Source organism: Leclercia sp. 29361, from assembly GCF_011290365.1.
GTDB classification, from domain to species: domain Bacteria; phylum Pseudomonadota; class Gammaproteobacteria; order Enterobacterales; family Enterobacteriaceae; genus Enterobacter; species Enterobacter tamurae.
The window spans coordinates 1,077,188-1,102,016 of the sequence record NZ_CP049786.1; the positions used below are offsets into that span (position 1 = coordinate 1,077,188).

Consider the following 24,829-nt stretch of genomic DNA (forward strand, 5'->3'; position numbering starts at 1 on the left):
AGCAGGAGCGGAAAGGGGAGGGATTATGCCAGCCAGGCGGTGATGCGGGCTTCGATACCTGCGGCGTCCAGACCGATGTCGGCGCGCGCTTCGTCCTGGGTACCCTGCGGGATAAAGTGATCCGGCAGGCCAAGGTTCAGCACCGGCACGACTTTACGTTTCGCCATCAGCACTTCGTTCACACCGCTGCCTGCGCCACCCATAATGGCATTTTCTTCCAGGGTGATCAGGGCTTCATGCTGCGATGCCATCTGCAGAATCAGGGCTTCATCCAGCGGCTTCACAAAGCGCATATCCACCAGCGTCGCGTTAAGGGATTCCGCCACTTTTGCCGCTTCCGGCATCAGCGTACCGAAGTTTAGGATCGCCAGCTTTTCACCGCGACGTTTGACGACGCCTTTACCAATCGGCAGTTTTGCCAGCGGCTCCAGGGTCACGCCCACGGCGTTACCGCGAGGATAACGCACGGCGGTAGGGCCATCCTGATAGTGATAGCCGGTGAACAGCATCTGACGGCATTCGTTCTCGTCGCTTGGGGTCATCACCACCATATCCGGGACACAGCGCAGGAAGGAGAGATCGAACGCCCCCTGGTGCGTCTGGCCGTCGGCGCCGACAATACCCGCCCGGTCAATGGCGAACAGCACCGGCAGTTTCTGAATGGCGACATCGTGGATCACCTGGTCATAGGCGCGCTGCAGGAAGGTGGAGTAGATCGCCACTACCGGCTTGTAACCGCCAATCGCCAGGCCTGCGGCAAAGGTCACCGCATGTTGCTCGGCGATGGCAACATCAAAATATTGCGTCGGGTATTTGCGGGAAAACTCGACCATCCCGGAGCCTTCGCGCATCGCCGGGGTCACGGCCATCAGCTTGCTGTCTTTAGCGGCGGTTTCACACAGCCAGTCACCGAAGATTTTTGAATAGCTCGGCATCCCGCCGCTGCTTTTTGGCAGGCAGCCGCTGGTCGGGTCGAATTTAGGCACCGCGTGGAAGGTGATCGGGTCTTTTTCGGCCGGTTCGTAGCCCCGGCCTTTTTTGGTCATGATATGCAGGAACTGCGGGCCTTTCAGGTCGCGCATGTTTTTCAGCGTCGAGACCAGGCTCAGCACGTCGTGCCCATCTACCGGGCCGATGTAGTTAAAGCCCAGCTCTTCAAACAGCGTGCCCGGCACTACCATGCCTTTGATGTGCTCTTCGGTGCGCTTCAACAGCTCTTTGATCGGCGGTACACCGGAGAGAACTTTTTTACCGCCTTCGCGCAGGCTGGAGTAGAGCTTACCCGAGAGCAGATTCGCCAGGTGGTTATTCAGCGCCCCGACGTTTTCGGAAATCGACATCTCGTTGTCATTGAGCACCACCAGCATGTCGGGTTTGATATCGCCCGCGTGGTTCATCGCCTCAAAGGCCATCCCGGCGGTGATCGCGCCATCGCCAATGACGCAGACGGTGCGACGCTGTTTATTCTCTTTTTCGGCGGCAACGGCAATACCGATCCCGGCAGAAATGGAGGTGGAAGAGTGACCGACGCTCAGCACGTCGTATTCGCTCTCGCCGCGCCATGGGAACGGATGCAGGCCCTCTTTCTGGCGAATGGTGCCAATTTTATCACGACGACCGGTGAGAATTTTGTGCGGATAAGCCTGATGACCCACGTCCCAGATCAGCTGATCGAAGGGCGTGTTATAGACATAATGCAGCGCCACGGTGAGTTCCACCGTGCCAAGCCCGGAGGCGAAATGGCCGCTGGAGCGGCTTACGCTGTCAAGCAGATAGCGACGCAGCTCGTCACACAGCTTCGGCAGGCTCTCTTTCGGCAACAGACGTAACTCCTGGGTGGAGTCAACCAACGCCAGTGTCGGGTATTTGGCAATATCAAAACTCATCAGAGACTCATCGTGGTGTTTTCGTTATTTATCACGCTGGATTATATAGTCCGCTAGCGCTTCCAGTGCCGAGGTGTCCAGTGACTGCGCGGCCAGTTGCTCTAGCGACTGACGGGCATCCGCAATCAGGTCCCGGGCTTTTTGTTGGGCTTGCTCAAGGCCCAGAAGGGCGGGATAGGTACTTTTGCCAAGCTGCTGATCGGCACCCTGACGTTTACCCAATGTTGCAGTATCGCCCACGACATCCAGAATGTCATCCTGAACCTGGAAGGCTAAACCGATACTTTCTGCATAACGATCCAGAACCGGCAAGGCTTTGCGACCCTGTTCACCCGCGCTCAGCGCGCCCAGACGAACGGCTGCACGAATCAACGCCCCGGTCTTGTGGCGATGAATTCGCTCCAGCTGTTCCAGATTAACCTGACGGCCTTCTGCCTCCAGATCCAGCGCCTGACCGCCACACATACCGGCAACACCGCTGGCCATTGCCAGCTCGGAGACCATCGCCAGACGATCGCGATCCGCCACTTCCACCATCGGCGCATCGCTCAGAATCGAGAACGCCAGGGTTTGCAAGGCATCGCCCGCCAGAATGGCGTTCGCTTCGCCAAATTTAATGTGGCAGGTCGGCTGACCGCGACGCAGATCGTCGTCGTCCATCGCCGGCAGATCGTCGTGGATCAGCGAGTAGGCGTGAATACACTCGACCGCAGCGGCTGGCGCATCCAGCGTATCGGCGCTGATGCCGAACATTCCGCCGGTGGCATACACCAGAAAAGGACGCAGGCGTTTGCCGCCTAACAGTGCGCCATAATGCATGGCCTCAACCAGTGGAGTGTTCTGAAAAGGCTGGGGAGCGATAAAACGGCGCAGCGCATCGTCAGCACGCCCGACGCACGCCTGAAGCTGGTTCGAAAAGTCCATCTACTCGGCATCCGGTGTGAAGGGGGTCGTGGCGGCATCTTCGTTATCGGAAAGCAGGATCTGCACGCGTTGTTCCGCCTGTTGCAGCTTAACCTGGCCCTGGCGCGCCAGCTGCACGCCACGTTCGAATTCATTAAGCGCCTCTTCTAACGGCAGGTCGCCGCTTTCCAGACGGGTAACGATTTGCTCCAGTTCACTCAGCGCAGTTTCGAAACTGGCGGGTGCATCGTTTTTCTTCGGCATAGTGAATGTCTGACTCTCAGTTTTTTATCCCTGATATGGTATCGGACTCAGGGTAATTATCAAATAACGCGCAATGTGCGCAGGAGCCACGCGATGGTGGTATACTTCCGCGCCTGGATGCAGCCCTGGAAATGTGGGCTGCTGTACTTTTCCATTACAAGCCTTATCGCTTGCCAAAGAAACATTGCCGCCATGAAGTTTATCATTAAATTGTTCCCTGAAATCACCATCAAAAGCCAATCTGTGCGTTTGCGCTTTATTAAAATTTTAACCGGGAACATTCGTAACGTTCTGAAGCACTACGACGAGACGCTGGCCGTCGTGCGTCACTGGGATCATGTTGAAGTCCGCGCTAAAGATGAAAACAAGCGCCTGGACATTCGTGATGCCTTAACCCGCATCCCGGGGATCCACCATATTCTGGAAGTGGAAGATGTTCCTTTCACCTCCCTGCACGACATCTTCGAAAAAGCGCTGGCGCAGTATCGCGATCAGATCGAAGGCAAAACTTTCTGCGTGCGCGCCAAGCGTCGCGGTAAACATGAGTTTAGCTCTATTGAAGTTGAACGCTACGTCGGCGGCGGGCTGAATCAGCACGTTGAATCGGCGCGCGTGCGTCTGAACAATCCGGAAGTGACCGTTAATCTGGAAATCGAAAACGACCGCCTGCTGCTGGTGAAAGGCCGCTATGAAGGTATCGGCGGTTTCCCAATCGGTACCCAGGAAGACGTGCTGTCGCTGATTTCCGGCGGTTTCGACTCCGGTGTTTCCAGCTATATGCTGATGCGTCGCGGCTGCCGCGTGCACTACTGCTTCTTCAACCTCGGCGGCGCGGCGCATGAAATCGGCGTGCGTCAGGTGGCTCATTATCTGTGGAACCGCTTCGGCAGCTCCCACCGCGTGCGTTTTGTGGCGATCAACTTTGAGCCGGTGGTTGGCGAGATCCTCGAGAAAGTTGACGACGGCCAGATGGGCGTGGTGCTGAAGCGCATGATGGTACGTGCAGCCTCTAAAGTGGCTGAGCGTTATGGCGTGCAGGCGCTGGTCACCGGCGAAGCGCTGGGCCAGGTCTCCAGCCAGACCCTGACCAACCTGCGTCTGATCGACAACGTCTCGGATACATTGATCCTGCGTCCGCTGATCTCCCACGATAAAGAGCACATTATCGACCTGGCGCGTGAGATCGGTACCGAAGACTTCGCCCGCACCATGCCGGAATACTGCGGGGTGATTTCCAAGAGCCCGACCGTGAAAGCGGTGAAGGCGAAGATCGAAGCGGAAGAAGAGAACTTCGATTTCAGCATCCTTGAAAAAGTGGTGGCTGAAGCTTCTAACATCGATATCCGTGAAATCGCCCAGCAGACCGAGCAGGACGTTGTGGAGGTCGAAACCGTCAGTGGTTTTGGCCCGGACGATGTGCTGCTGGATATTCGCTCGATTGACGAGCAGGATGCGAAGCCGTTTACGCCGGAAGGTGTGGAAGTGGCATCAGTGCCGTTCTACAAGCTGAGCACCAAATTTGGCGATCTGGACAAGAACAAAACCTATCTGCTCTGGTGCGAGCGCGGGGTGATGAGCCGTCTGCAGGCGCTCTATCTGCGCGAGCAGGGCTTTACCAATGTGAAGGTGTATCGCCCGTAGTTAAAATGCCCGGCGGCGCTGCGCTTGCCGGGCCTACAGGTTCGTGCTCTTTGTAGGCCGGGTAAGGCGCAGCCGCCACCCGGCTTTTTTACGCATTACGCTTCGTAATAGTTATAGATCCCCGCCGCCATCACCAGCGAAGAGGCCACTTCATAGGCTTTTTCGCGCCCGACCAGCAGCTCGATAATCTTCAGCGCAAAATCAATCGACGTGCCCGGCCCCTGGCTGGTGAGCAGGTTTACGCGTGGATCCCAGACCATACGCTTATCCACCCACTGCTCTTCGGGGATCTTATCCTTCAGCGTTGGGAAACCGGTCATATTGCCAATCGGGAAGATATTGTGCGGCACCAGCACCGTGGCGGCGGCCGCGCAGATGGCGGCGACGATGCGCCCGGAATGGTGGAACTGCCTGACGGTTTCGACTAGCAGCGGGCTGTCACGGAAGCACTCCGCGCCCTTGATACCGCCCGGGAGAACGATCACGTCGTAATCACCGTCGGCCACCTCTACCAGCGGGGCATCTGCCACGAGCTTTACCCCACGCGAGCAGGTGATGATCAGATTGCCATCGCTGGCGACGCTCGCTGTCGTGACGCTAATCCCGGCGCGAACCAGCAGATCGATCGTAGTGACCGCTTCGGTCTCTTCGCTACCAGGGGCGAGGCATACCAGTGCCGACGCGCTCATACTCACTCTCCTTACGTTTAACCTGTTCGTACAGACGGACATTTTCCGGCACGCTGATACCGTGTGCGCGGGCGCGTTTTAGCAGGTAACCGGTAATGTAATCAATTTCGGTATGCCGGAGCCCGCGGATATCCTGCAGCATCGAAGAGATGTTCTGGGCGGTGCGCTCTATGACCTCGTCAACGTAATAGCGAATATCGTCCACCGAGGTGTGGATGCCCTCGCGCTCCACGACGGCCGCGACCTCTGCACACAGCGTGGCGATGGTCTGCGGATGGTTTTTAAGCTCACCGTTTGGACAATCCAGCAGGGCGGTCAGCGGATTAATCACGCAGTTTACCGCCAGCTTGCGCCACATCTGTGGGCGGATGTTATCGTGCCAAGCGACATCCGGCAGTACCTGCTGGAAACGATCCGCCAGATAACTGTAGTCCCCCTCCTGCGCTCTGGCCGGGCCGATGTGGGTCATCCCGCTGGCGACATGAACAATCACATTACCGTCACGGCGGGCCGCATGGGTGGTGATGGCCATCAGCAGCGGCTGGGGAACGCTTTTAAGCTCTTCAATGGTCCCCATCCCGTTGTGAAGCAACATTATCGGTGACGTAGGGGGAAGGGTGGATGCCAGCGTCCGCACGGCATCAGAGACCTGCCAGGCTTTCAGGGTAACGAGCAAAAGATCGCTTTGGGCCAGGAAATCCGGATCGTTGGCGATAAGAGATTCGTTAAAGATACTCCCGTCTTCTTCAATCAGGTTTACACTGCAATAGGGCTGTGGCACGCGCAGCCAGCCCTGGACTTCGTGTCCCTGTTTGCGAAGTGCGGCGAGCCAAAGTTGTCCCAGTGCCCCGCATCCGAGCACGGTAATTTTCATCGTTCCTCCTCACCTGCAACTGCGCCAGGTGTTACAACATGTAGTATAGCGTCGACAACTAAGCTTCTGTTGAGTTATGCCCCGTAGCGGGTATTATGCAACGCAACAAAAGTGAAGGGAGAAGAAAAGATGCCATCTTTCGATATTGTTTCCGAAGTTGATATCCAGGAAGTACGTAACGGCGTGGACAATGCCAGCCGTGAAGTTGAGTCACGTTTCGATTTTCGTGGCGTTGAGGCAAGTTTTGAGCTGAACGACGCAAATAAGACCATTAAGATCCTGAGTGAGTCCGATTTCCAGGTCACCCAGCTGCTGGACATTCTGCGTGCCAAGCTGTTGAAGCGCGGCATCGAAGGGACCTCCCTCGATGTGCCGGAGACCTTCGTTCACAGCGGCAAAACCTGGTTTGTTGAAGCCAAACTGAAGCAGGGCATTGAGAGCGCGATGCAGAAGAAAATCGTTAAGCTCATCAAAGACAGCAAGCTGAAGGTGCAGGCGCAGATCCAGGGCGAAGAGATTCGTGTTACCGGGAAATCCCGCGACGATCTGCAGGGTGTGATGGCGCTGGTGCGTGGCGGCGATCTCGGCCAGCCGTTCCAGTTCAAAAACTTCCGCGATTAAGAAAAAGCCCGGCGATGCCGGGCTTTTTTTCAGGCTTTAAGCGCCTGCTCAACTTCAAAGCGGTTTGTCACTTTACTGTCGATTTTAACGTACAGACTGCGCTCTTCCGGCACCAGTAATACCTCACTGACGCCCTCTTTGGCTTCAAGACGCTGTTTTAAGCCCTCACTCACCTTCACATCATGCGGAATTTCCACCCGCAGGCTGCTGACGTAACGTGGCTCTTTCATGGTGCTGGCCACCAGCAGCCAGACCGTTGCCAGCAGCGCACCCGCCAGGAATACGGTTTGTGAATCGAACATGCCATCGACCCAGCCTCCCAGCGCGCCGCCGATGGCCACGCCGATAAACTGGCTGGTGGAGTAGATCCCCATCGCCGTGCCTTTATAGCCTGCCGGAGACTCTTTACTGATTAACGATGGTAACAGGGCTTCCATCAGGTTGAAGGCGAGGAAGAAGAGCTGCACGCCCGCGACCAGCTCCCAGGAGTGCGGGCCGGAACCCCAGAGCACGATTTCGGCGATCAGCAGCAGGGCAACGCAGCCCAGGAAGACGCGCTTCATCCGGCGCTTCACTTCGGCGTAGATGATAAACGGCACCACGGAGACAAAAGAGATAAGCATGGTGAAGAGGTAGATTTTCCAGTGCTCAGCCGCCGGAAAACCGGCGGCGGCCAGCTGGCCGGGCAGGGCGACGAAGGTGGACATCAGCAGGATATGCAGGCACATGATGCCGAAGTTGAGCTTCAGCAAACGCGGTTCGACCAGCACCTTGCTGAAGCAGCCTTTAACCATCCCCGATTCACGGTTCAGCACATGATTTTTGCTGTTTGGCACCACCCAAATCGTCAGCGCGATGCCGACGGTCGCCAGCACGGCGATCATCCAGAAGAGGGCGTTTAACCCGAGCGCATGGGTAATGATTGGACCCAGCACCATCGCGATAGCAAAGGTGACGCCGAAGCTGACACCAATAAAGGCCATCGCTTTGGTACGGTTCTGTTCGCGGGTTAGATCCGACAGCAGTGCCATGACGGCGGCAGCGATGGCGCCCGAGCCCTGCAACGCGCGACCGAGAATAATGCCCCAGATAGAGTGGGAGAGGGCGGCGATCACGCTACCGGCAACAAACACCAGTAGCCCGCCGACGATCAGCGGCTTACGACCGACACGATCGGAGAGCAGGCCAAAGGGGATCTGAAAGACCGCCTGCGCCAGGCCATAAATACCGATGGCAAGACCAATTAACGCCTCGCTTGCTCCCTGTAATGCCATGCCGTATGTGGTCAGAACGGGCAGGACCATAAACATGCCGAGCATACGCAACGAAAAAACTGTCCCCAAACCCCAGGTGGCGCGTAGCTCGCCCGGCGTCATTTTATAATCGTTCATTACCACCTCTGTCTAAAAAGCGCGTCCAGTGTAGTGCGAGACAGGGGTGGGGTAAACAGAGTGAGCATAAACAAATATTGCTGCTGTTAATGATTTGTGCTGTTAAGCGGATAAGAGTATGAGGGCAATTAAGGCAGAAATGGGCAGAGATGATGCTCTACCCATTAATAGATTTAAAACAAATTACTCAGCGGCGCCTTGCAGGAAGCTATTCCAGTCGGATGCTGCATTGTCAACGAAAGTGTTCCAGCTATTCCCGGCAGTGTTTACAAAGCCGTTCCAGTTGTTTGAGCCGGTGGTGACAAAAGTCTCCCAGTTTGAACCGCCGAGCACAAATGTCCCGAATGCCGCTGCGCTGTCTACAACGAAGTTACCAAATGCAGTCCCTGAAGTGACGACGAAGTTGCCAAAACCAACGCCTGAATTGAAGACAAATTCAGTAAAGCCTGTCACAGCTTTGGCTAAATTAAATCCACCGGAAATATATTCCATTTCGTATGCTGATAATTCTTTCATTTCTATTCCTTTAAAAAAATAATTACTGTAGCCAGCTTAATACCTGGCGTCATAAGAATATCATTTTAGATATAATATAAAATATGAAGCGTGATGAATTCTTTTATATTTATATGATAATTAGTTTAGGGTGAGCTTGGTATTTCCGACATGAATTAGAAGAGATGAAAGGATAGTGGTGGGTTATGTTGTGCAGGTATGAATAGTGTGACAAAAATCCCCTGCCCTTATTTTTCCTCTGTAGTGATACTAATCATTGATTCTGTAAATCTAAATTATTTTATTATAATAAAAGCGTAGTAATACTTATTCACTCTTTCTAATGCAAAAGCGCATAAAAACATGTCTCAAGGCCGATTTGAGACATGTTGAAGTAAGGCTTTAATGTTATGGAGGAAAAATTCACTTTTCGTTCATCAGGTTAAACGGAAAACTAGCGCGTGTATTAAAGCCTTGTGAGTCAGATGAGCAGGTTTGGATAGCGAGCGAGAGACGCTCGAACATAACGCAGCAGGTAGATAGGGGAATATCAATAGCTTGCAGCCGGAATGGGATTTTTCACTGAGTGAAAGCATCAAGTACAAGGAGTGTCTTATGTTTTTATTTAAATTTAAAATGTCGTCTTTTCCCCGCTGCGCGCACATGCTTCCAGCCTCAGTATCCTCATAGATGCGCTCTTTCAATGTATGAATAAAAGATTGCTTTCGCATTAATTCTTTGTGTAAGGCATCCGTGATTATTCAGATGTTTACTAATTAAGAATTTAGCGCACAAATATAATGAGTACGCTAAAGAGGGTCAAAAGTGAATGACAATAATGAATAACAATGTTTGCGCGTTGTGTTTTTACTTTTGACTATGTGCAATCAACACTATCAAAAATAGGTTTATATGAAAAATCGTAAAAATAAGTTTGGTTCATTAAAGTTAAACCCTGTGGCAGCTTCATTGTTGGTGCTTATGCCAGTTATGGCGCAGGCAGCTGATATTTCTATTATCGGAGGCAACGTCACGTCAGCGGCTAATGGCGTGAATGTTGTGAATATCAATGAAGCTAACAGTAAGGGGCTTTCGCATAACGTTTATGAAACTCTGAACGTCGGTAAAGAAGGGGTGATTTTCAACAACTCTTCTACCGCGACGAATACAGTGATCGGCGGACAAATTGCAGCTAACTCTAACCTCGCGGGTGGAACAGCAAAAGTTATTCTGAATGAAGTTACTTCAAAAAATGCGAGTACCATCAACGGTATGATAGAAGTTGCAGGTGACGCTGCTCATCTGATCATTGCTAACCCGAATGGTATCACGACTCAGGGCGGTGGTTTTATCAATGCCACCAAAGCCACGTTAACGACCGGTACCCCTCGTCTGAAAGAGGGCGAATTAACCGGTTACTCTGTAAACGGTGGCAATATTACGGTTGGCGGCTTGCAAAGTGAATCTCCCACCGAGATTCTGGCGCGTAGTGTGAAGGTGATTGGCGCTATTGAAGTTGGCGAGCTTTCAGTTGTTGCTGGTAACAATGCAGTAGATGTGGATGGAAATGTCACAGGCCAGGTGAAATCTTCAGGACGCGCAAACTCTTATGGGGTGGATGTTTCCAGATTGGGCGGTATGTACGCCGATCGCATTAGCCTTATCAGTACAGAAAGCGGTATGGGCGTACGTAACGAAGGTACCATTGCAGGTGGTGATTTGGGCCTGAGGATTGCGAGTAATGGCAAGCTTATCAATAATAACGCCACGATTAAATCCAGCGGTGATATCGCGATCAATACCAATGGCAAGCTGGATAACGTTTCCGGTGAAATCACCAGCAGTAAAGGGATTGCAATCGATACTGCAAAACACGTCATTACCAATACGAGTTCTGGCAGCATCTCATCTACATCAAATACCTACATTTCTAGCGGTGCGTTAAATAATACCAATGGTAAATTAGCCGCAGGCAATACCCTGGCAGTAAATACTAATAAGCAAAAACTGACAAACTCAGGCAAAGGTAAAAACGCAGGTATTGAGGCGGCAGTGGTTGCCCTTGAGACCGGTACATTTGAAAACGGAAATGGTAAGGTTCATGGGTATTACGTGGGCCTGAAAAATACATCGCTTAATAATAGCGGTGGTGTCATCGATTCATATGGTGACATTGAAGTGGAAAGCTCCGGCAACATTACAAACGAGACTGGGCTAATTCGTTCAAATGTCGGCGCAGTCAAGTTGAAAACGGCCAAGGCAATTTATAATAATAATAATATGTCGGCCGATACCACCGGTGCTGAATCTTTAGGTATTATTGCAGGAAATGGTATTAATATTTCTGCAGATTACATTTTTAACCGTTTGGGAAAAATCGCGTCCTCTAAGGACATCCTGTTAGAGACAACCAGAGATATTGATAACTATCAGGGCAAAATTGAAAGTAGTGAAAACATTTCAGTCAAGGGCCGCTCTCTGCAGACCAGCCAGTCTGGTATTAATGGAATTAAGGGCGTTGATATAGATCTGACTGATACTTTCAATAGTCAACTGGGTATTGTTACCTCAACTGAGGGGGACGTATCCATCAAAGCTAAACATGTCAGCAACGACAGTTCTATCATACTTGCAAAAAATATTAACATCGAGTCTGGTTCGGATGTGGATAATAAATATTCGATGATTGTTGCTGATAAAGTCCTGTCCATCAAAGCCGCTGATCATATCGATACCAGTTATGGGGATAGGTTTGCTTACTACGTTGGTCAATATTTTGGCTTCAACAATCAGACAGGTGGACTAGTGGGCGGTGAGGGTGTTGATATTATCGCGAAAAGCGTGAACAGTGATAATAGCCGTATTGTTGCTGAGAGCGGTGATATTAATATTAATCTGTCTGGTGATCTGGTCAGTAACAAGGCTCAAATTGCGGCAAATGCCGGCAGCATGACGATCAATGCGAATAAAGTAAGTGGTAATTATTCAACAATTTTTGCTGCTGACGATTTGCGCATCGATGCTAACGCCTTATCGCTTAAAAGTAACGGTTCAATTGATAACAACACCGCATCAGGTATCATCGCATCCGATAAGAATATTTTAATCAATATTAATGGTGATTATCATAATGATGGATGGATCAGCGGAGCAGGTGATGTTACTGTAAATACCAAAGGTATCCTGAAAAATAATCATACTATTAATGCTGATGGTAATGTAACCGTTAAAAGCAAATCAATTACCAATAATAAGGATATTGTGTCTAAACGTGCCCTGACCATTACTAGCGACAATGATTTAGTTAACAATATCGGGAGTAATATCACTGGATACACAACAAAGGTTAATGCAAAAAACGTTACTAACTACAGTAACTTAGTTGCTGACTCTCGACTGGAGTTAGCCGTAACTAATAACATTTACAACTACAGTAATTTGTATACTTCTGGCAACGCGATCGTTAATGCTAAAAATCTTGTAAACACCGGTTTTTGGGCCGTAGTGGGCGGAGCAAAGGGATTCCAGAATAGTGCAAATACTGTGAATATCTTTGGTACTGTCGTCGGTAAATAATTAAGTCACCGGTAAAAGCAGTGAGTAATTGCTGCTTTTACCTTCTCAGGATGAGAAATGGAAATTCGATCTCTTTTAAGTGTTACTGTTATTCTTTTAATCATCAGCTTCGAGTCCGCAGCGGATGGACAGTTAGGGCGACTTATCAAAGAACAAAAAAATAATGACAGTACATCTTTTCAGGGAAGCAAAGTAGAAAAGAAAGATGTTTTTTCTGAAGTGACAGAGAAACCTGTTTTTGATAGCGAGTTTCCGCAAGAAACGCCATGTTTTAAGATCGATGAACTAGTATTAGAAAACGATTTTTTAAATGATGGTGGAATCAAAAAAATTAAAAATAAAGTCAGCGGAAAGTGTCTTGGGGTCAAGGGACTTGAAAAAACTGCGATACTGGTACAAGATTATTTCATAAATTCAGGATATGTCACTACTCGGGTAGAAACACCCTCGCAGGATTTATTATCAAAAAAGCTGCTCCTGAAGATCCTACCAGGACGTATTTCGGAGGTCATCATTGCTGATGATGATATTAATAAATCGTTTCTTCCTTTTGGTAAAGGCGATATTCTTAATATAAGAGATATTGAGCAGGGACTCGAGAATATTCAACGTACGCCAGGGGTGGATGTTAAAATTAAGATCCTGCCTGGTGATGTAAATGGGACCAGTAAGGTCGAGATTAATCCCCAAAGAGTAAAGAAATGGAATTTCAGAACGTCATACAATAATTTTGGTGATAAAAGTACCGGGGATCAACTTATTAGTACCACGGGGTACCTTTATAACTTAGCCAGAATAAGCGATCTGTTTTATCTCGCAGGCACAAGTAGCCAAACCGGCGGGTATAAAAATATAAGTACTTACTATAGCTTCCCCGTTGGATATTCTAAATTTAGCGTTTTTTATAGTAGTAGTAAGTCTAAGCAAGGAATTGATATTGGTGGTTATGCTTTTGATTATATAGGTAAAACAGAGTACCTAAGTCTCAAGGGTTACAGAATGCTTCGTCGAGATGCGAATTCAAAACTGTCTGCCTTCGCTGAGGTCATCAGACGTAAATATGATTATACCTTTGGAGGAACAGAACTCGTTTTACAAAAACGAGATATGAGTAATTTGCGTTTAGGTTTGAACTATAAACAACATTTTTCCGGTTCAACGTTAGATTCTAGCTTGAGCTGGCAACGTTTTATGCCAGCGCTAGGAGGTTCGAAAACGCCTGATATGCTCAGCGGGGATGTAAGTTCACAAAGCCAGATTGTGAATCTAAATGTGAATTATATGAAATGGCTTACTTCTTTACCTACTGATGCTTATTACGATTTCAATCTGGGTGTACAGTACTCCCCAGATAATCTGACATTACAAGATAAGTTCACGGTGGGGAATCGCTGGAGCGTTCGTGGATTCGAAAACAGTGCTGGCATTGATGGGAACAATGGTTTTTATATACAGAATACGTTAAACATGATTACTGGTTATAAGAATATCACTGCTTACGTTGGTACTGATTATGGACAGATTGTGGGTGATGGCGCGACACAGGACCTCAGTGGAAAGAAAATCCTGGGGGGCGTGGCTGGCATCAAAGGTGGCGTAAAGGCACTGGAATATGATTTCTCACTGTCTGCTCCTTTTCTTTACCCCAAAAAAATGGATGTTGATAAATATATTCTGAATTTTAATTTGGGTTATCAACTTTAACCATAGCGGCAAATAAATGATGCGTATTGGTACTGATATTGTGGAAGTCGCAAGGATCAAGAAGGCAATTGACAACGAACGGTCTGGTTTTCTTGAACGCGTGTTTACTAACAATGAAATTGAAAAAATCAATATTGCCAACCCAGATTATGAACGTGCCTCAGGATTCTGGGCAGCAAAAGAGTCTATTGTAAAGGCCATAGGGTATGGGTTTCGCAATGGAATTCGCTTTCATGATATAGAGGTCACTCATGATGAGTATGGGTGCCCACAATTTATACTGTCAGGGAAGTTGAAGGAAATCCTTGAGGAACAGAGAATTATGGATGTATCTCTTAGTATCTCTCATTGCCGTACATATGCAATCGCGGCGACCATTATTTATTAACTCAAGGTACAAAACTGATATGTTTGAATATAAAGACCTCGCTAATAAAATAGTGCTAGTCTCCGGTGCCAGTGGTGATATTGGACTTGAGATATGTGCTAAATTTCTGGAGCAGGAATGCACCGTATTTGCACTCTATAAGTCTAATCCTACACAATTGAAGGAGTTAAAAGAGGGACATGCAGGTGGCGTAAGGTTGCATATATTACAGTGCGACCTGGCTAATCCGGAAGAGATTACTGACCTGTGCGACCGACTTTCCAGTGAGGTAGGACGACTGGATGTACTGGTAAATAACGCCGGTATCGTTAAAGATAATCTCTTTGCATCAATGAGCTTTGATGACTTTAGTTCGGTAATAAATACTAATTTACTTAGCCTCTTCTGTCTGACAAAACAGACATTGATGCTATTACGTGGATCAGAAAACCCAACAATCGTTAACGTTGCCTCTATTGCTGCACTTGTGCCGAGCGTTGGTCAGATTAACTATAGTGCATCCAAAGGTGCGATATTAAGTTTTACGCGTACCCTTGCAGCTGAACTTGCACCACGAGGTGTCCGTGTAAATGCTGTTGCGCCAGGAATGATTGAGTCGAAAATGGTTAAAAAGGTTTCACGGACAGTCGTGCGCGAAATCATTAACTCAATTCCGCTGAAGCGTCTTGGAAAATGTGAAGAAGTGGCAAACACTATCGTTTATCTTAGTTCAGCCGCATCCAGTTATATTGTTGGTCAAACCATCGTTATAGATGGTGGTATGGTGATGCGTTAAAGTATGTGTAAATACTCAATTCCTTCAAAAACCTTCCTCGCCATGGGGGGATGGCGACAACCCTTGATGATGGTTGACAGAATAGTCGATTATAAATATGGCGAGAACGGTTTTATTAAAGTTGTAAAACATGTTAGTTATAACGATCCCTATTTGCTTGGGCATTTCCCTGAAGACCCCATCATGCCTGGGGCCATCATTTCAGAGATTTTTGGCCAAGCCAGTGAATATTATTCTTTTTTGACTGATGTTTGTGATATTCATCATGTGAAAACTGGTGAGGAATGTAGAACGTTACGAGATATACACGCTCGTATAGATCAACCTGACATACTCGAGATAATACATTCACATCGGGCTAAAGTCAGGGGGGTTCTGGCTGCGCAAAATTTGAAGTTTAAGGGCTCTGCTTACCCAGGTGATACCATAGAGGTACTAAGTAAACTGGCATTTTCCGACAATAACGGTTTTAAACATTACGCAGTTACCGCCAACGTAGGAAAAAAAATCATCAGTCAGGGTACTATCATTAATTTTAGGGAAGTTTTGTAATCAATCAATGGAGTGAATTTCATGACAAACATTAATGAGAAAATCAACGAGCGTAAAGCAGTGCTTTTTACTATTAAGACCGAAATTATTCAGCGTTTGAATATTCAGCGTGATGAGCATCAGATTGACGATGATACCCCACTTTTCGGTAATGGGCTCAAGCTTGATTCCGTGGATGCAACGGAGATTATCGTTATGTTGGACAAAGCCTTTAACATCAAGGTAGAAGAGGGCGACGATCCGTCTTATATGAGAAGTATCAATAGTCTGGCTACATTTATTATCAACAAAAAGAACGCCTGATTATTCATTCAGACTTTTATAAAATAAGGATATTTTATGATGTTACTTTCAGATGTACATTATAACAACAATGCAAAAATGGGCGTTTACAACAACAGAACCGTGCCCTCTGCTTATCACGATATTTTAGAAGAATATAAAGCGATCAGGGAGAACGTGCTACTGGTTGATTACTCGCATATGTCTATCGTGAGTGTGATGGGGGATGATGCCTGGTCCCTTATCAATTATATTGCATCTGCTGACATTTCAATCATTCGCGATGAGCAGGGGATTTACTCTCTTATGTTGAATGAAGATGGCACCATCTTGGGTGATATCTATACGCTTTGCACGTCTGAGGGGTACTATATTCTTTCTGAGAATATCTCAGTGCAGAATATCATTGATATCCTTAATTCGGCATTGGAGAAGTCAGAGGAATTAGATATTCAGGAAGTCCCACAAATCAAATCAATGGACGTTGATGATTGGGGCGTGATTATGCTTGAGGGGCCGTACTCCTGGGAGGTTATGGCGGAGGTTTACGGATTTGACGTCATTGGTTTACCCTATCATGAATATATGAGTACCGATGATGGTCTGATGGTGTTTCGCTGTGGAAAACACGGTGAATTTGCTTATAAAATGATTGGCCCACAGCGTTCATTGGTTGAATTGTGGCATAAATTACAGGAAGTCGGAGAGAAATATCTCCTTAAAACTGGCGGCCTGGATTATCAGAAAATGGTTCGTATGGAAAACACAGGCTGGGATGAGAGCCTGTTTGCCAATTATTCACGTAATCCTGTCGAACTACAAATGCAATGGGCTATTCAGTATGACAAGGAAGATTTTATTGGCAAAGCGGCAGTAGAACAATTGTCTTTGCAGACAGCGGAACGTAAAGTTGTAGGTGTTATTCCTACGGAAGAATGTGCTTGTTTAAATGCAAATGATAAAATCTTCGCTAATGGCCAGGAAATTGGTGTTGTAATCAATGCTGTTTTTTCTCCGGCGTTGCAAAGTTATATTGCAATAGCATTAATTTGTCGTGAATTTGCACTGTCTGATATTAACGGTTTTACCATAAGCACTGCTCAAGGTGATGTTGCAGCAAAAACGCAATCTATGCCTTTTATTTATAACTTGAGTTTACTGGTTAACCCAACTGCACACAGTTACGTTGACGTTACAAAAGCGAAAAACGCGCTTTAATCTGGATAACAGTTTACGGGTAGACCGTGTTAATCATTATTTATTCTGACGGTACAATTCTGTCTGAAAAAATAAATTATAAAGAGCAGCAGGAAATGATGAAGACGAGCAGAAAAAGAGTCGTTATTACAGGCATGGGTATTCTTTCTTCCCTTGCAGAAAATATTCAGGACTTCCGGCAGGCATTGTTGGAGAAAAAGAACGGTGTTGCTGACAGCGAGCGTTTTTCAACCTGGTTTGAAAATGCCAGGGCTGCTGAAGTGCTGCATGATATCGACTACTCTGAACTACCTGAGGAGATCGTTGCCTCCCTGGATAACGCTGCTCTTTGGGCTTATAAGGTAGGTAAAGATGCGCTGCATCAGGCGGGTCTGGCCAGTACGGCCAACTGCCTTGAGGAGATGGGGTTAATTGTCGGGGTATCCTCTGCCGGTACCGAAGCCTTTCTTCCTCTGTTTGAGCAGCGTATTCAGGACTTCTCGTTACGTAAGGCGCTCTATTCTGGCGGATTTTCTTCCTGTTGCTCAAGCGTCTCTACTCTTTTAGGTATTAAAGGTGGGGTTGAGCTGGTTGCAACAGCCTGTACTGCCAGCCCGAACGCGGTCGGCATGGCTTTTGATTATATTCAGAATGGCAAAAGTAAAGCCATGCTGGCCGTCGGTACGGAACCTATTTACTTGCCGACTTTTGCTGGCTTTTACGCACTAAATGTCATGCATCCTGACTCCTGCTCGCCTTTTTCTGGTAACTCAGGTATGTCAATCGGAGAAGGCGCGGGCGCGGTTGTGCTCGAGGACTACGATCACGCGATTGCGCGTGGCGCTACCATTTATGGTGAGATTCTCTCGTATGCTACCTCCTGCGACGCGTATCATGAAACCGGCCCGGACCCGCGGGCCAGCGGTGCAGTGCAGGTCATGCTTAAAGCCATGGAGAATGCAGGCGTTACGCCGGATCAGATCGATTATGTCAACGCGCACGGCACGGGTACAGAAGCGAACGATCAGATCGAAACGCTGGCGATGAAAAAAGTCTTCCCCAATGTTGAGAAGCTGTTAATTAGCTCTACCAAATCTTATTTTGGTCACAACATAGGGGCAGCAGGCATTGTGGAACTTATTGCTTGCCTGGTTACGCTACCTGAGAAAAATGTTCTGCCTACGTTAAACTTTTCTGTAGCACGTCCTAACTGCGATTTGGATTACGTTGCGAACGATTTCCGGCAGAAAGACATCAATATTTTTATGAAAAATAACTACGCATTCGGCGGCAATAACTGCTGCATGATTGTGAGCACTAAACCATGTTCTGTTCCCGTAACCTCCTATGATGCTAAGCGGGTTGCTATTTCAGGCATTGGCGCTGTCACTGCCATTGGGCATCAAATTAATGAAATACTGGAACGTATTTGGAAGAACGACAAAGCGATTGATCTGGGTGACACCGTTTTCCCTGAAGATACGCTTCAGGAAGTCAAAGAACTGCTGGCTGTGCTGGTAAAAACAAACCAGTTCACAGAGCTGTTTGGCAATGAGTATGCCATTAATGCGAACAAGCTTCCGGATGAGGAAGAGAATTTTAAAACTTTCCAGGTCACTGAACTTGAACCACGTAAGCATTTACGCCGCTTCGATCCGCGTAAAGCCACTCGCGGCGGGACTTTTGCACTGATCGCACTGTCAGAAGCATTAAATAAGGCGAAGCGCCGGATTAAGCGTGACGGAGAAGAACTTGGGATGGTGATGGGCATGTCCCGTGGCCCGCAAGAAACAACGTATAAATACCTGCAAAGCCTCAAACCGGATCCAGGAAAAGTGCGCACGTCAGAATTCCCAGGCTCGCTGATGAATTCGATTGCGACGTTTTGTGGCATTTCTGAAGGCGTAAAAGGCTATACAACCACCCTTGCTACAGGCGAAAACGCGGCTCTGGGGGCATTAACCTATGGCTATGAAATTATTCGCCAGCAGCTTCAACCGCAAGTCATTGTAGGGGGGGCAGATGAATATTTCCCTTCGATGTCACTGTATATGGATGCGGTCACGCAAAAAATCCATATGACTTCTGATGCTCGTGATTACCAAATCTATGCTAAAGAGGCGAAAGGGTATGTTCCCGGTGAAGGTGCCTGCATGCTACTACTGGAAGATCCCGAAGCTGCAGTTGCGCGCGGTGCCGAAGTGCTTGCAGAAGTCGCAGGCTATGGCAAATCATGTAGCAACAGCTACTTTGATGCTGCTCGACTGGACGAGAAAGCCAATGCTATGTCGCTCGCGATTCAACGTGCGCTGAGGGATGCCGGCATCAATGCTAAAGACATCGACTTGGTCTGTGGCACCAGTAATGGCAGCGCAGAAAGCGCAAAAATTGAAATTGATGCTATCTATGACGCTTTCCATCAGGAAAAACCGCATATTCCTGTGGTGAATTACAACGCCTTCTTTGGCTTTGTTGCTTCATCCGCTGGTTTGCTTAACCTGATGGTGCTTATTGATTGCATTAAGAAACAATCGGTACCTGCTATTCCTTACACCCAAACCTTTGTAGACGAGCGCATTAATTTTGTGCGCCATCCACAGAACATTGCTATCGGCTATGCATTGTTAGTCGGAGCAACTGAAGGTGGAAATTATTATGCATTCGTGATTAAGGGATAAGCCAGTGGACAGGACGTCTATTATTTCTGGCTATAGTGTTTATTTACCGTTTGCAGATAGCAGCACACAGTTAATAAATAATTTGAAACGCGGCGAACGTGTACTACTGTCTCCGTGGTTCAAATCTGATACTGAAGCTATCAAATGCGGTTTTAATGGAAACAAGCAGGTCGCAAAACTGCAGCAGGTCAAAGACAGCGATGTTGACCTGCTGTACCGCCTGATTGATAACGCTCTTCTTCAGGCCGGTCTCGATGAGTCGTGCCTGGCTGGAGAGAATGTCAGAGTTTACCTGACAGGCATTGGTCCACGCGTAGACTGGATGGATTATAAAGCTTTTTATGATCAGAATGATGTTGAAGATATTAAATGTACACCTTCAATAGCCCATTTATGCGTAGCGAATATGTCTCAGGATAATTTGTCCAGGACTCTGGCGAAAAGGTATAGCCTGAAGTATCTTCCTCCGAATCTGAACTGCACCAGTAATTCGGCCCTGACAGCTATACATTTAAGTAGTCAGGCAATCGAGCGTGGGGGGATTGATCTGGCGCTCGTAATCAATATCTCAAAAATAAAAACTCAGGATATCTGGTTTCTTTCAACCCAGTCGATGCTCGACTCCAGCATTGTGCAGCCGTTTGGTCGAAATAGCAAAGGCGTTAACTTTGCTGAGGGCTATAGTGTCTTACTGCTTGAAAGCAGCCATTACCGCCAGGCCAGATATGTGAGCGGGGGAGTGAGAATAAAGTCGCTTTATAATCAGATTAATGCCAGCAGAAGTTTTGATGCCTCCTGGCAAAGCACCAGTATGTTGAAGTTAATCAATAAACTCCTTAAGGACTCAGAGATAGAAATAGACGATCTGTGTGCTTTTATCCCGCATGGTAACGGGGCAGAGATGAGCGATTGCATAGAGGCGAAAACCATCAGTCTGTTGGCGGGCGATAGAATACTTCCTGTCCTGGCTTATAAAGGCCAAATCGGTTATACCGCAACCGGGTCTGGCCTGATTGATTTGATCATCGGAGATTACACGTTAACCCACCGCGAAATAATCACGCCGATCAAAAATGATGATATTACAGAAGATATTGCTCGCCATGTCCTTCAGGGTAAAACGGCCATTCAGCATAATAAAACTCATCTTCTGAAAACGGGGATGGGTGTTGATGGGTCTATGATCGCTGTTTTGCTAACCAACACGGATAAGGACTAAACGGATTATGGAAAATTTTATGTACTTATCATCCTATTCTTTCGTAGAGCCTGAAGAGCCATTACATCTTTACTATCCGAGTTGGTTGAATGTCTGGGAATCCTACTCCTATAAAAACGCCCTAAAAAACACAGGCGCAAACGGCTGGGGATTTAAACGCTTTGGAACAATGCCAGACGCATATATAAGGGAAGTGGTTCGCAAGCCGCACTATATGCCCTATATCGATGCAATGGAGAAAGCATCGAATCAAGCACTTTATGGCTTGCTAACAAAAGAGCGCATGCATTTACTCAAATCCCGTACCGCATTTATCTATGTGGATTCATGGGGGGAATCTGCTTCGTTTGAGAAAAATATTAGTGCGCTACATACCTCTGTAATTGATACGCTACCTAAAAATTTGATTAAGAAATTCTCTGTAAGTGATGCCACTTGCAAAATACGTGGCGAGAAAAACGCATTTCTACAAGCGATGCGTATGGCACAAGATTATCTGAACTGGGATAGCTTCGAGTTTGTGATCGTTTGCGGTGCTTATCGTGCGGTACCATTACTGGAATTTACAGCTGAGTGCATGGATACAGAGCGTATCAGAAAAACCGAGAGATCAACATGTATTAATATATCCGTTGAGCGCATTGGATGCTTTATCTTTAGTAAGAGAGAAAGTGCCCTGAAGATAAGTTGCGGCTCATATGTGGCTGATGGGAACAATAAGCTGCACAATAGAGAACAATTTGCGGGTTCAGATAATGAATTGCTTTGCTATGCCGGAAGGTATAACCAGATTTCACCCACATCGAATCCGCATGCAAAGACGATCGATCTTGTCCAGCTCTACGGTAGTAGTGGTTGCCTGACTCCCGCATTAGGTTGGCAATATATCTCAGACCATTGTTTGCGTGAAGGAAAGATGAGAACAATCTTACCGGATGAAGTGGGCGGCTATAATTTTTTTGATACCTGGTACTAACCGGGCAGGTGGAGAAGAATGCGATCCAATGTAAAGGAACTTTCTGCTATTTCTTTAAATGGCATTTATAAGAGCTATGGCTTTAAAGAAAATAAAGTTGATGCGCTCAAAAATATAAATATTGAAATTGCTCATGGTGAGTTTCTGGCATTATGTGGACCTTCAGGTAGCGGCAAAAGTACCTTGCTTAATATACTTTCAGGTATCGATAAGCCATCAGCGGGCTATGTGCTATTTCTTAATAAACTGCTGAGTGAGCTTCCAGAGAACGACCTGGCGACAATCCGCAGCAAGCATTTAGGTTTTATATTCCAGTTTTTCAATCTGATACCGGTGCTGAATGCGTTTGATAATGTATTTTATCCGCTGGTACTAAATGGGCATTTTGCTACAAACGCGGCTAAAGAACGTGCTTTACATTTCCTTGACAGCGTAGGACTGGCCGATTTTCGCGATCGTAAGCCTGGCCAGTTGTCAGGCGGGCAGCAGCAGCGCGTCGCTATTGCCAGAGCGCTCGCGCATCAACCTCAGGTTATCGTTGCAGATGAACCGACCGGTAATCTTGATCAGGCGACAGGGGACGCGATAATGGATCTCTTAGTCAAAATCAATCATGAAACAGGTACAACCTTTATCATTTCAACGCATTCTACCCAGTTAAAGGAGCGTGCCCGGTGAGTGGTGGAGATCAGGGATGGAGCATTAGCCTATGACTCAGCTCAGTAAATTTTTTAGGCTGCTTTGTTTGTGCATCTCTGCCGTCGCCAGTAATGCCAGCGCGGTTTCGTCTCATGTTCCTGTTGTTGAAAATGTTTTACGAAATCAATTCCCGACGCAGCCGGTGGCATTAGCAAATACGACTGAGGATTTGTTACAGGAGTATAAGCATACCGGGAATGTCACTTCGCTTATTTTTTATGCTTATGGAATGTTGAAGCAGGCTGATTACTTTAAAACTGTAAATGATATCATCAACGCTTCTGAATATGCCAAGACTGGGTTCTTCTATCTCGATGAGGCAGTTGATTTAAATGAAAAAGATCCCCGTGTAAGATATTTGCGTGCCAGGGTTGATGCTTATTTACCCGCAAATCTTGGTCGCTGTGTTATTACAGTTTCTGACGCGGATATTTTGTTAAGTGAAAATAATAAGTTCAGTGCCAGGCTGATATCTAATATCAATGCAATGAATTATAGGTCGCTTATAAATTGCGGTGAGACTAATTTGGCAAGCCAGTTTCTGCAAAAAATCAAAGCCAGTGATGAAGGTGCAGAAATCGATATCACCTCAGGTAATACTCCCCCCTGGGATATAGATGAGGTAACAAATATCATTGTTCCATTGGTTAAAGGTGAGTAAATGTCAAAGGATATGATATTTATCAATTGCATCGTCGTGTTTATCATTGCATACGTTTTATTATGCATGGCTACACGTTTTCGTGACACCAAGTTTTCATTACTTAATCTTTTCAGGCATCGCAGAAGAACGTTTTCGACTTTGTCCGCCATAATTTTAGGTGGCGTCGCAATTTTTTTATATGGTGGCTTTATTAACTATTCTTTCTGGATCCTGAAAGAACAGACAATCCGTACCAATATTGGCCATGTGCAGATTTACAATAATGGCTATTTTGATACGGCGAACAAAAACAAGACGCTCATTAATAATTACTCAGAACTTAAACGTGGAATATTAACTGATGCTAACTTAGCAAAAGATATTTCGACGATCTCAGGGCAGCTAGAATTTGCTGGTATTATTTCTCATTATGAGAATGAAACATCTACCTATTTTTCGGCACAAGGAGTTGAGCCTCTGCCCGCATTAAAATTAGGCGCCTTTGATAAAATTGTCTCTGGTAGTGATTTATCGCGCGTAAAACACGATGAAATCACCATAGGCAGTGGTCTGGCCAGGACACTCAATGCCCAATATGCAGACTGGCTTGATGTTATGGTCGTCAACACCGCAGGCGGGCAAGGAGCCTTATCTTTGAAAGTACGCGGTGTATTTGAATCCGGGATAAAAGATTATGATGATACGGCCATAAAAGTCCCGCTGGCTACCGCACAGCGCATCATGGAGACCGATGGCGTAAGCAGAATACTTATTCTGCTTAATAATGATGATGTTGAGGCCTTCATGGTTAAATTAAAAGATTATATCGCCAAAAATAATTTACCTTTAATTGTTAAAGACTGGAAGGAGATGTCTCTTTTCTATCAGCAGGTTGAAGGGATGTTGTCAGGTATTTATTTTTTCATCAAGCTTATCGTGGCGCTCATCGTGGTATTCATGATCGGTAATTCAATGACGATGAGCATCACAGAGCGAACCCGGGAAATTACGACTTTGCGAGCCATTGGATTAAAATCCTGGCATGTTACTCAACTATTCTGGTTGGAAGGTATTTTCATAGGAATTACAGGAGCCCTGGGTAGTTTGATTGTGGGTTATGCCCTTGCAGCCATGATTAATTTATATGGCATTGCAATGCCACCCTCTCCAGGTCAGTCCATTGGATATACTGCGTTTATTGAAACTAACAATGTTGAACTGGTCTGGATAACGCTTGTGTTACCCATATTAACTGCTTCTCTGGCTTCAATATTGCCTGCATTCCGTGCAGCGCGGCTTAATATTACTGATGCATTTAAATTTTCTTAAGGATAAAAGATGAAAAAGAATGTATTTCAGTTATTTGTTCTTTTAGC

At 47.0% G+C, this 24,829-nt stretch carries 22 protein-coding genes; 15 read left to right on the plus strand and 7 right to left on the minus strand.

Annotated elements, in window-relative coordinates; all coding sequences use genetic code 11:
- Nucleotides 1–23: 23 nt before the first annotated feature.
- Genes dxs through xseB form a run of 3 tightly spaced genes read right to left on the minus strand, consistent with a single transcriptional unit; the run spans nt 24 to nt 3,053 of the window.
- A complete protein-coding gene (gene dxs, locus G7090_RS05070) occupies nt 24–1,886 on the minus strand; it encodes a 1-deoxy-D-xylulose-5-phosphate synthase (RefSeq protein ID WP_106992132.1) in 1,863 nt (620 codons plus the stop codon).
- 24 nt (nt 1,887–1,910) lie between these two features.
- A complete protein-coding gene (gene ispA / locus G7090_RS05075) occupies nt 1,911–2,810 on the minus strand; it encodes a (2E,6E)-farnesyl diphosphate synthase (protein WP_142488423.1) in 900 nt (299 codons plus the stop codon).
- Nucleotides 2,811–3,053 (minus strand): exodeoxyribonuclease VII small subunit, encoded by a 243-nt coding sequence (gene xseB / locus G7090_RS05080; protein ID WP_032616819.1) that lies wholly within the window; start codon nt 3,051–3,053, stop codon nt 2,811–2,813. It lies immediately after the preceding gene.
- A 192-nt stretch (nt 3,054–3,245) separates the two neighbouring features.
- Here xseB and thiI point away from each other — a divergent pair, with 192 nt between their 5' ends.
- Entirely contained in the window at nt 3,246–4,694 is a 1,449-nt protein-coding gene (gene thiI, locus G7090_RS05085) for a tRNA uracil 4-sulfurtransferase ThiI (protein ID WP_166181708.1), read from the plus strand.
- A 95-nt stretch (nt 4,695–4,789) separates the two neighbouring features.
- Here thiI and yajL read toward each other — a convergent pair whose 3' ends face one another.
- Together yajL and panE are read right to left on the minus strand one after the other, a co-directional pair.
- The gene (gene yajL / locus G7090_RS05090) at nt 4,790–5,383 is read right to left on the minus strand and encodes a protein deglycase YajL (protein ID WP_166181709.1); all 594 of its coding nucleotides are present in this window, start codon (nt 5,381–5,383) and stop codon (nt 4,790–4,792) included.
- Nucleotides 5,346–6,257 (minus strand): 2-dehydropantoate 2-reductase, encoded by a 912-nt coding sequence (panE, locus tag G7090_RS05095; RefSeq protein WP_166181710.1) that lies wholly within the window; start codon nt 6,255–6,257, stop codon nt 5,346–5,348. Before panE ends, yajL begins: the two co-directional genes overlap by 38 nt.
- Before the next feature lie 129 nt (nt 6,258–6,386).
- On the opposite strand from panE, the gene G7090_RS05100 reads away from it, so the two are divergent.
- On the plus strand, nt 6,387–6,878 hold the full coding sequence (locus G7090_RS05100) for a YajQ family cyclic di-GMP-binding protein (protein WP_106992136.1): 492 nt from the start codon (nt 6,387–6,389) through the stop codon (nt 6,876–6,878).
- A gap of 29 nt (nt 6,879–6,907) precedes the next feature.
- Here G7090_RS05100 and G7090_RS05105 read toward each other — a convergent pair whose 3' ends face one another.
- Entirely contained in the window at nt 6,908–8,269 is a 1,362-nt protein-coding gene (locus G7090_RS05105) for an MFS transporter (protein WP_166181711.1), read from the minus strand.
- A 183-nt stretch (nt 8,270–8,452) separates the two neighbouring features.
- Entirely contained in the window at nt 8,453–8,785 is a 333-nt protein-coding gene (locus tag G7090_RS05110) for a hypothetical protein (protein WP_166181712.1), read from the minus strand.
- 891 nt (nt 8,786–9,676) lie between these two features.
- Here G7090_RS05110 and G7090_RS05115 point away from each other — a divergent pair.
- The 13 genes from G7090_RS05115 (at nt 9,677) to G7090_RS05175 (ending at nt 24,782) form a co-directional block, all read left to right on the plus strand.
- Nucleotides 9,677–12,340 (plus strand): filamentous hemagglutinin N-terminal domain-containing protein, encoded by a 2,664-nt coding sequence (locus tag G7090_RS05115; RefSeq protein WP_166181713.1) that lies wholly within the window; start codon nt 9,677–9,679, stop codon nt 12,338–12,340.
- Nucleotides 12,341–12,397: 57 nt separating this feature from the next.
- Nucleotides 12,398–14,044, plus strand: coding sequence for a ShlB/FhaC/HecB family hemolysin secretion/activation protein (locus G7090_RS05120; RefSeq protein ID WP_166181714.1), 1,647 nt, complete (start codon nt 12,398–12,400; stop codon nt 14,042–14,044).
- A gap of 19 nt (nt 14,045–14,063) precedes the next feature.
- On the plus strand, nt 14,064–14,432 hold the full coding sequence (acpS, locus tag G7090_RS05125; RefSeq protein WP_166185086.1) for a holo-ACP synthase: 369 nt from the start codon (nt 14,064–14,066) through the stop codon (nt 14,430–14,432).
- A 19-nt stretch (nt 14,433–14,451) separates the two neighbouring features.
- Entirely contained in the window at nt 14,452–15,207 is a 756-nt protein-coding gene (locus tag G7090_RS05130; protein WP_166181715.1) for an SDR family NAD(P)-dependent oxidoreductase, read from the plus strand.
- A 3-nt stretch (nt 15,208–15,210) separates the two neighbouring features.
- On the plus strand, nt 15,211–15,759 hold the full coding sequence (locus G7090_RS05135; RefSeq protein WP_166181716.1) for a 3-hydroxyacyl-ACP dehydratase FabZ family protein: 549 nt from the start codon (nt 15,211–15,213) through the stop codon (nt 15,757–15,759).
- Between the two features lie 21 nt (nt 15,760–15,780).
- Entirely contained in the window at nt 15,781–16,062 is a 282-nt protein-coding gene (locus tag G7090_RS05140) for an acyl carrier protein (RefSeq protein ID WP_166181717.1), read from the plus strand.
- Nucleotides 16,063–16,098: 36 nt separating this feature from the next.
- Nucleotides 16,099–17,259: an aminomethyltransferase family protein gene (locus G7090_RS05145; protein ID WP_166181718.1), complete on the plus strand. Its 1,161-nt coding sequence runs from the start codon at nt 16,099–16,101 to the stop codon at nt 17,257–17,259.
- Between the two features lie 98 nt (nt 17,260–17,357).
- A complete protein-coding gene (locus tag G7090_RS05150; RefSeq protein WP_166185089.1) occupies nt 17,358–19,916 on the plus strand; it encodes a beta-ketoacyl-[acyl-carrier-protein] synthase family protein in 2,559 nt (852 codons plus the stop codon).
- 4 nt (nt 19,917–19,920) lie between these two features.
- Entirely contained in the window at nt 19,921–21,135 is a 1,215-nt protein-coding gene (locus G7090_RS05155) for a beta-ketoacyl synthase N-terminal-like domain-containing protein (RefSeq protein ID WP_166181719.1), read from the plus strand.
- A 7-nt stretch (nt 21,136–21,142) separates the two neighbouring features.
- Nucleotides 21,143–22,111 carry an ATP-binding protein gene (locus tag G7090_RS05160; protein ID WP_166181720.1) on the plus strand — a complete coding sequence of 323 codons (969 nt, stop codon included), beginning with the start codon at nt 21,143–21,145 and terminating at the stop codon, nt 22,109–22,111.
- Between the two features lie 18 nt (nt 22,112–22,129).
- Complete coding sequence (locus tag G7090_RS05165; protein ID WP_166181721.1) at nt 22,130–22,789, plus strand: ABC transporter ATP-binding protein; 660 nt, start codon at nt 22,130–22,132, stop codon at nt 22,787–22,789.
- 31 nt (nt 22,790–22,820) lie between these two features.
- The gene (locus G7090_RS05170; protein ID WP_166181722.1) at nt 22,821–23,471 is read left to right on the plus strand and encodes a hypothetical protein; all 651 of its coding nucleotides are present in this window, start codon (nt 22,821–22,823) and stop codon (nt 23,469–23,471) included.
- Between the two features lie 66 nt (nt 23,472–23,537).
- Nucleotides 23,538–24,782, plus strand: coding sequence for an ABC transporter permease (locus G7090_RS05175; RefSeq protein ID WP_371811832.1), 1,245 nt, complete (start codon nt 23,538–23,540; stop codon nt 24,780–24,782).
- The last annotated feature ends 47 nt before the right edge of the window (nt 24,783–24,829 follow it).

Excerpts from the sequence above, each read along its gene's own strand:
- G7090_RS05145 (WP_166181718.1), top strand. The coding sequence starts at position 16,099 with ATGATGTTACTTTCAGATGTACATTATAACAACAATGCAAAAATGGGC.
- dxs (WP_106992132.1), bottom strand. The coding sequence starts at position 1,886 with ATGAGTTTTGATATTGCCAAATACCCGACACTGGCGTTGGTTGACTCC.
- G7090_RS05160 (WP_166181720.1), top strand. The coding sequence starts at position 21,143 with ATGGAAAATTTTATGTACTTATCATCCTATTCTTTCGTAGAGCCTGAA.
- G7090_RS05175 (WP_371811832.1), top strand. The coding sequence starts at position 23,538 with ATGGCTACACGTTTTCGTGACACCAAGTTTTCATTACTTAATCTTTTC.
- G7090_RS05105 (WP_166181711.1), bottom strand. The coding sequence starts at position 8,269 with ATGAACGATTATAAAATGACGCCGGGCGAGCTACGCGCCACCTGGGGT.
- G7090_RS05140 (WP_166181717.1), top strand. The coding sequence starts at position 15,781 with ATGACAAACATTAATGAGAAAATCAACGAGCGTAAAGCAGTGCTTTTT.
- ispA (WP_142488423.1), bottom strand. The coding sequence starts at position 2,810 with ATGGACTTTTCGAACCAGCTTCAGGCGTGCGTCGGGCGTGCTGACGAT.
- G7090_RS05100 (WP_106992136.1), top strand. The coding sequence starts at position 6,387 with ATGCCATCTTTCGATATTGTTTCCGAAGTTGATATCCAGGAAGTACGT.
- panE (WP_166181710.1), bottom strand. The coding sequence starts at position 6,257 with ATGAAAATTACCGTGCTCGGATGCGGGGCACTGGGACAACTTTGGCTC.
- G7090_RS05120 (WP_166181714.1), top strand. The coding sequence starts at position 12,398 with ATGGAAATTCGATCTCTTTTAAGTGTTACTGTTATTCTTTTAATCATC.
- G7090_RS05165 (WP_166181721.1), top strand. The coding sequence starts at position 22,130 with ATGCGATCCAATGTAAAGGAACTTTCTGCTATTTCTTTAAATGGCATT.
- G7090_RS05115 (WP_166181713.1), top strand. The coding sequence starts at position 9,677 with ATGAAAAATCGTAAAAATAAGTTTGGTTCATTAAAGTTAAACCCTGTG.
- G7090_RS05130 (WP_166181715.1), top strand. The coding sequence starts at position 14,452 with ATGTTTGAATATAAAGACCTCGCTAATAAAATAGTGCTAGTCTCCGGT.
- G7090_RS05110 (WP_166181712.1), bottom strand. The coding sequence starts at position 8,785 with ATGAAAGAATTATCAGCATACGAAATGGAATATATTTCCGGTGGATTT.
- yajL (WP_166181709.1), bottom strand. The coding sequence starts at position 5,383 with ATGAGCGCGTCGGCACTGGTATGCCTCGCCCCTGGTAGCGAAGAGACC.
- xseB (WP_032616819.1), bottom strand. The coding sequence starts at position 3,053 with ATGCCGAAGAAAAACGATGCACCCGCCAGTTTCGAAACTGCGCTGAGT.
- G7090_RS05150 (WP_166185089.1), top strand. The coding sequence starts at position 17,358 with ATGAAGACGAGCAGAAAAAGAGTCGTTATTACAGGCATGGGTATTCTT.
- G7090_RS05135 (WP_166181716.1), top strand. The coding sequence starts at position 15,211 with ATGTGTAAATACTCAATTCCTTCAAAAACCTTCCTCGCCATGGGGGGA.
- G7090_RS05170 (WP_166181722.1), top strand. The coding sequence starts at position 22,821 with ATGACTCAGCTCAGTAAATTTTTTAGGCTGCTTTGTTTGTGCATCTCT.
- acpS (WP_166185086.1), top strand. The coding sequence starts at position 14,064 with ATGCGTATTGGTACTGATATTGTGGAAGTCGCAAGGATCAAGAAGGCA.
- thiI (WP_166181708.1), top strand. The coding sequence starts at position 3,246 with ATGAAGTTTATCATTAAATTGTTCCCTGAAATCACCATCAAAAGCCAA.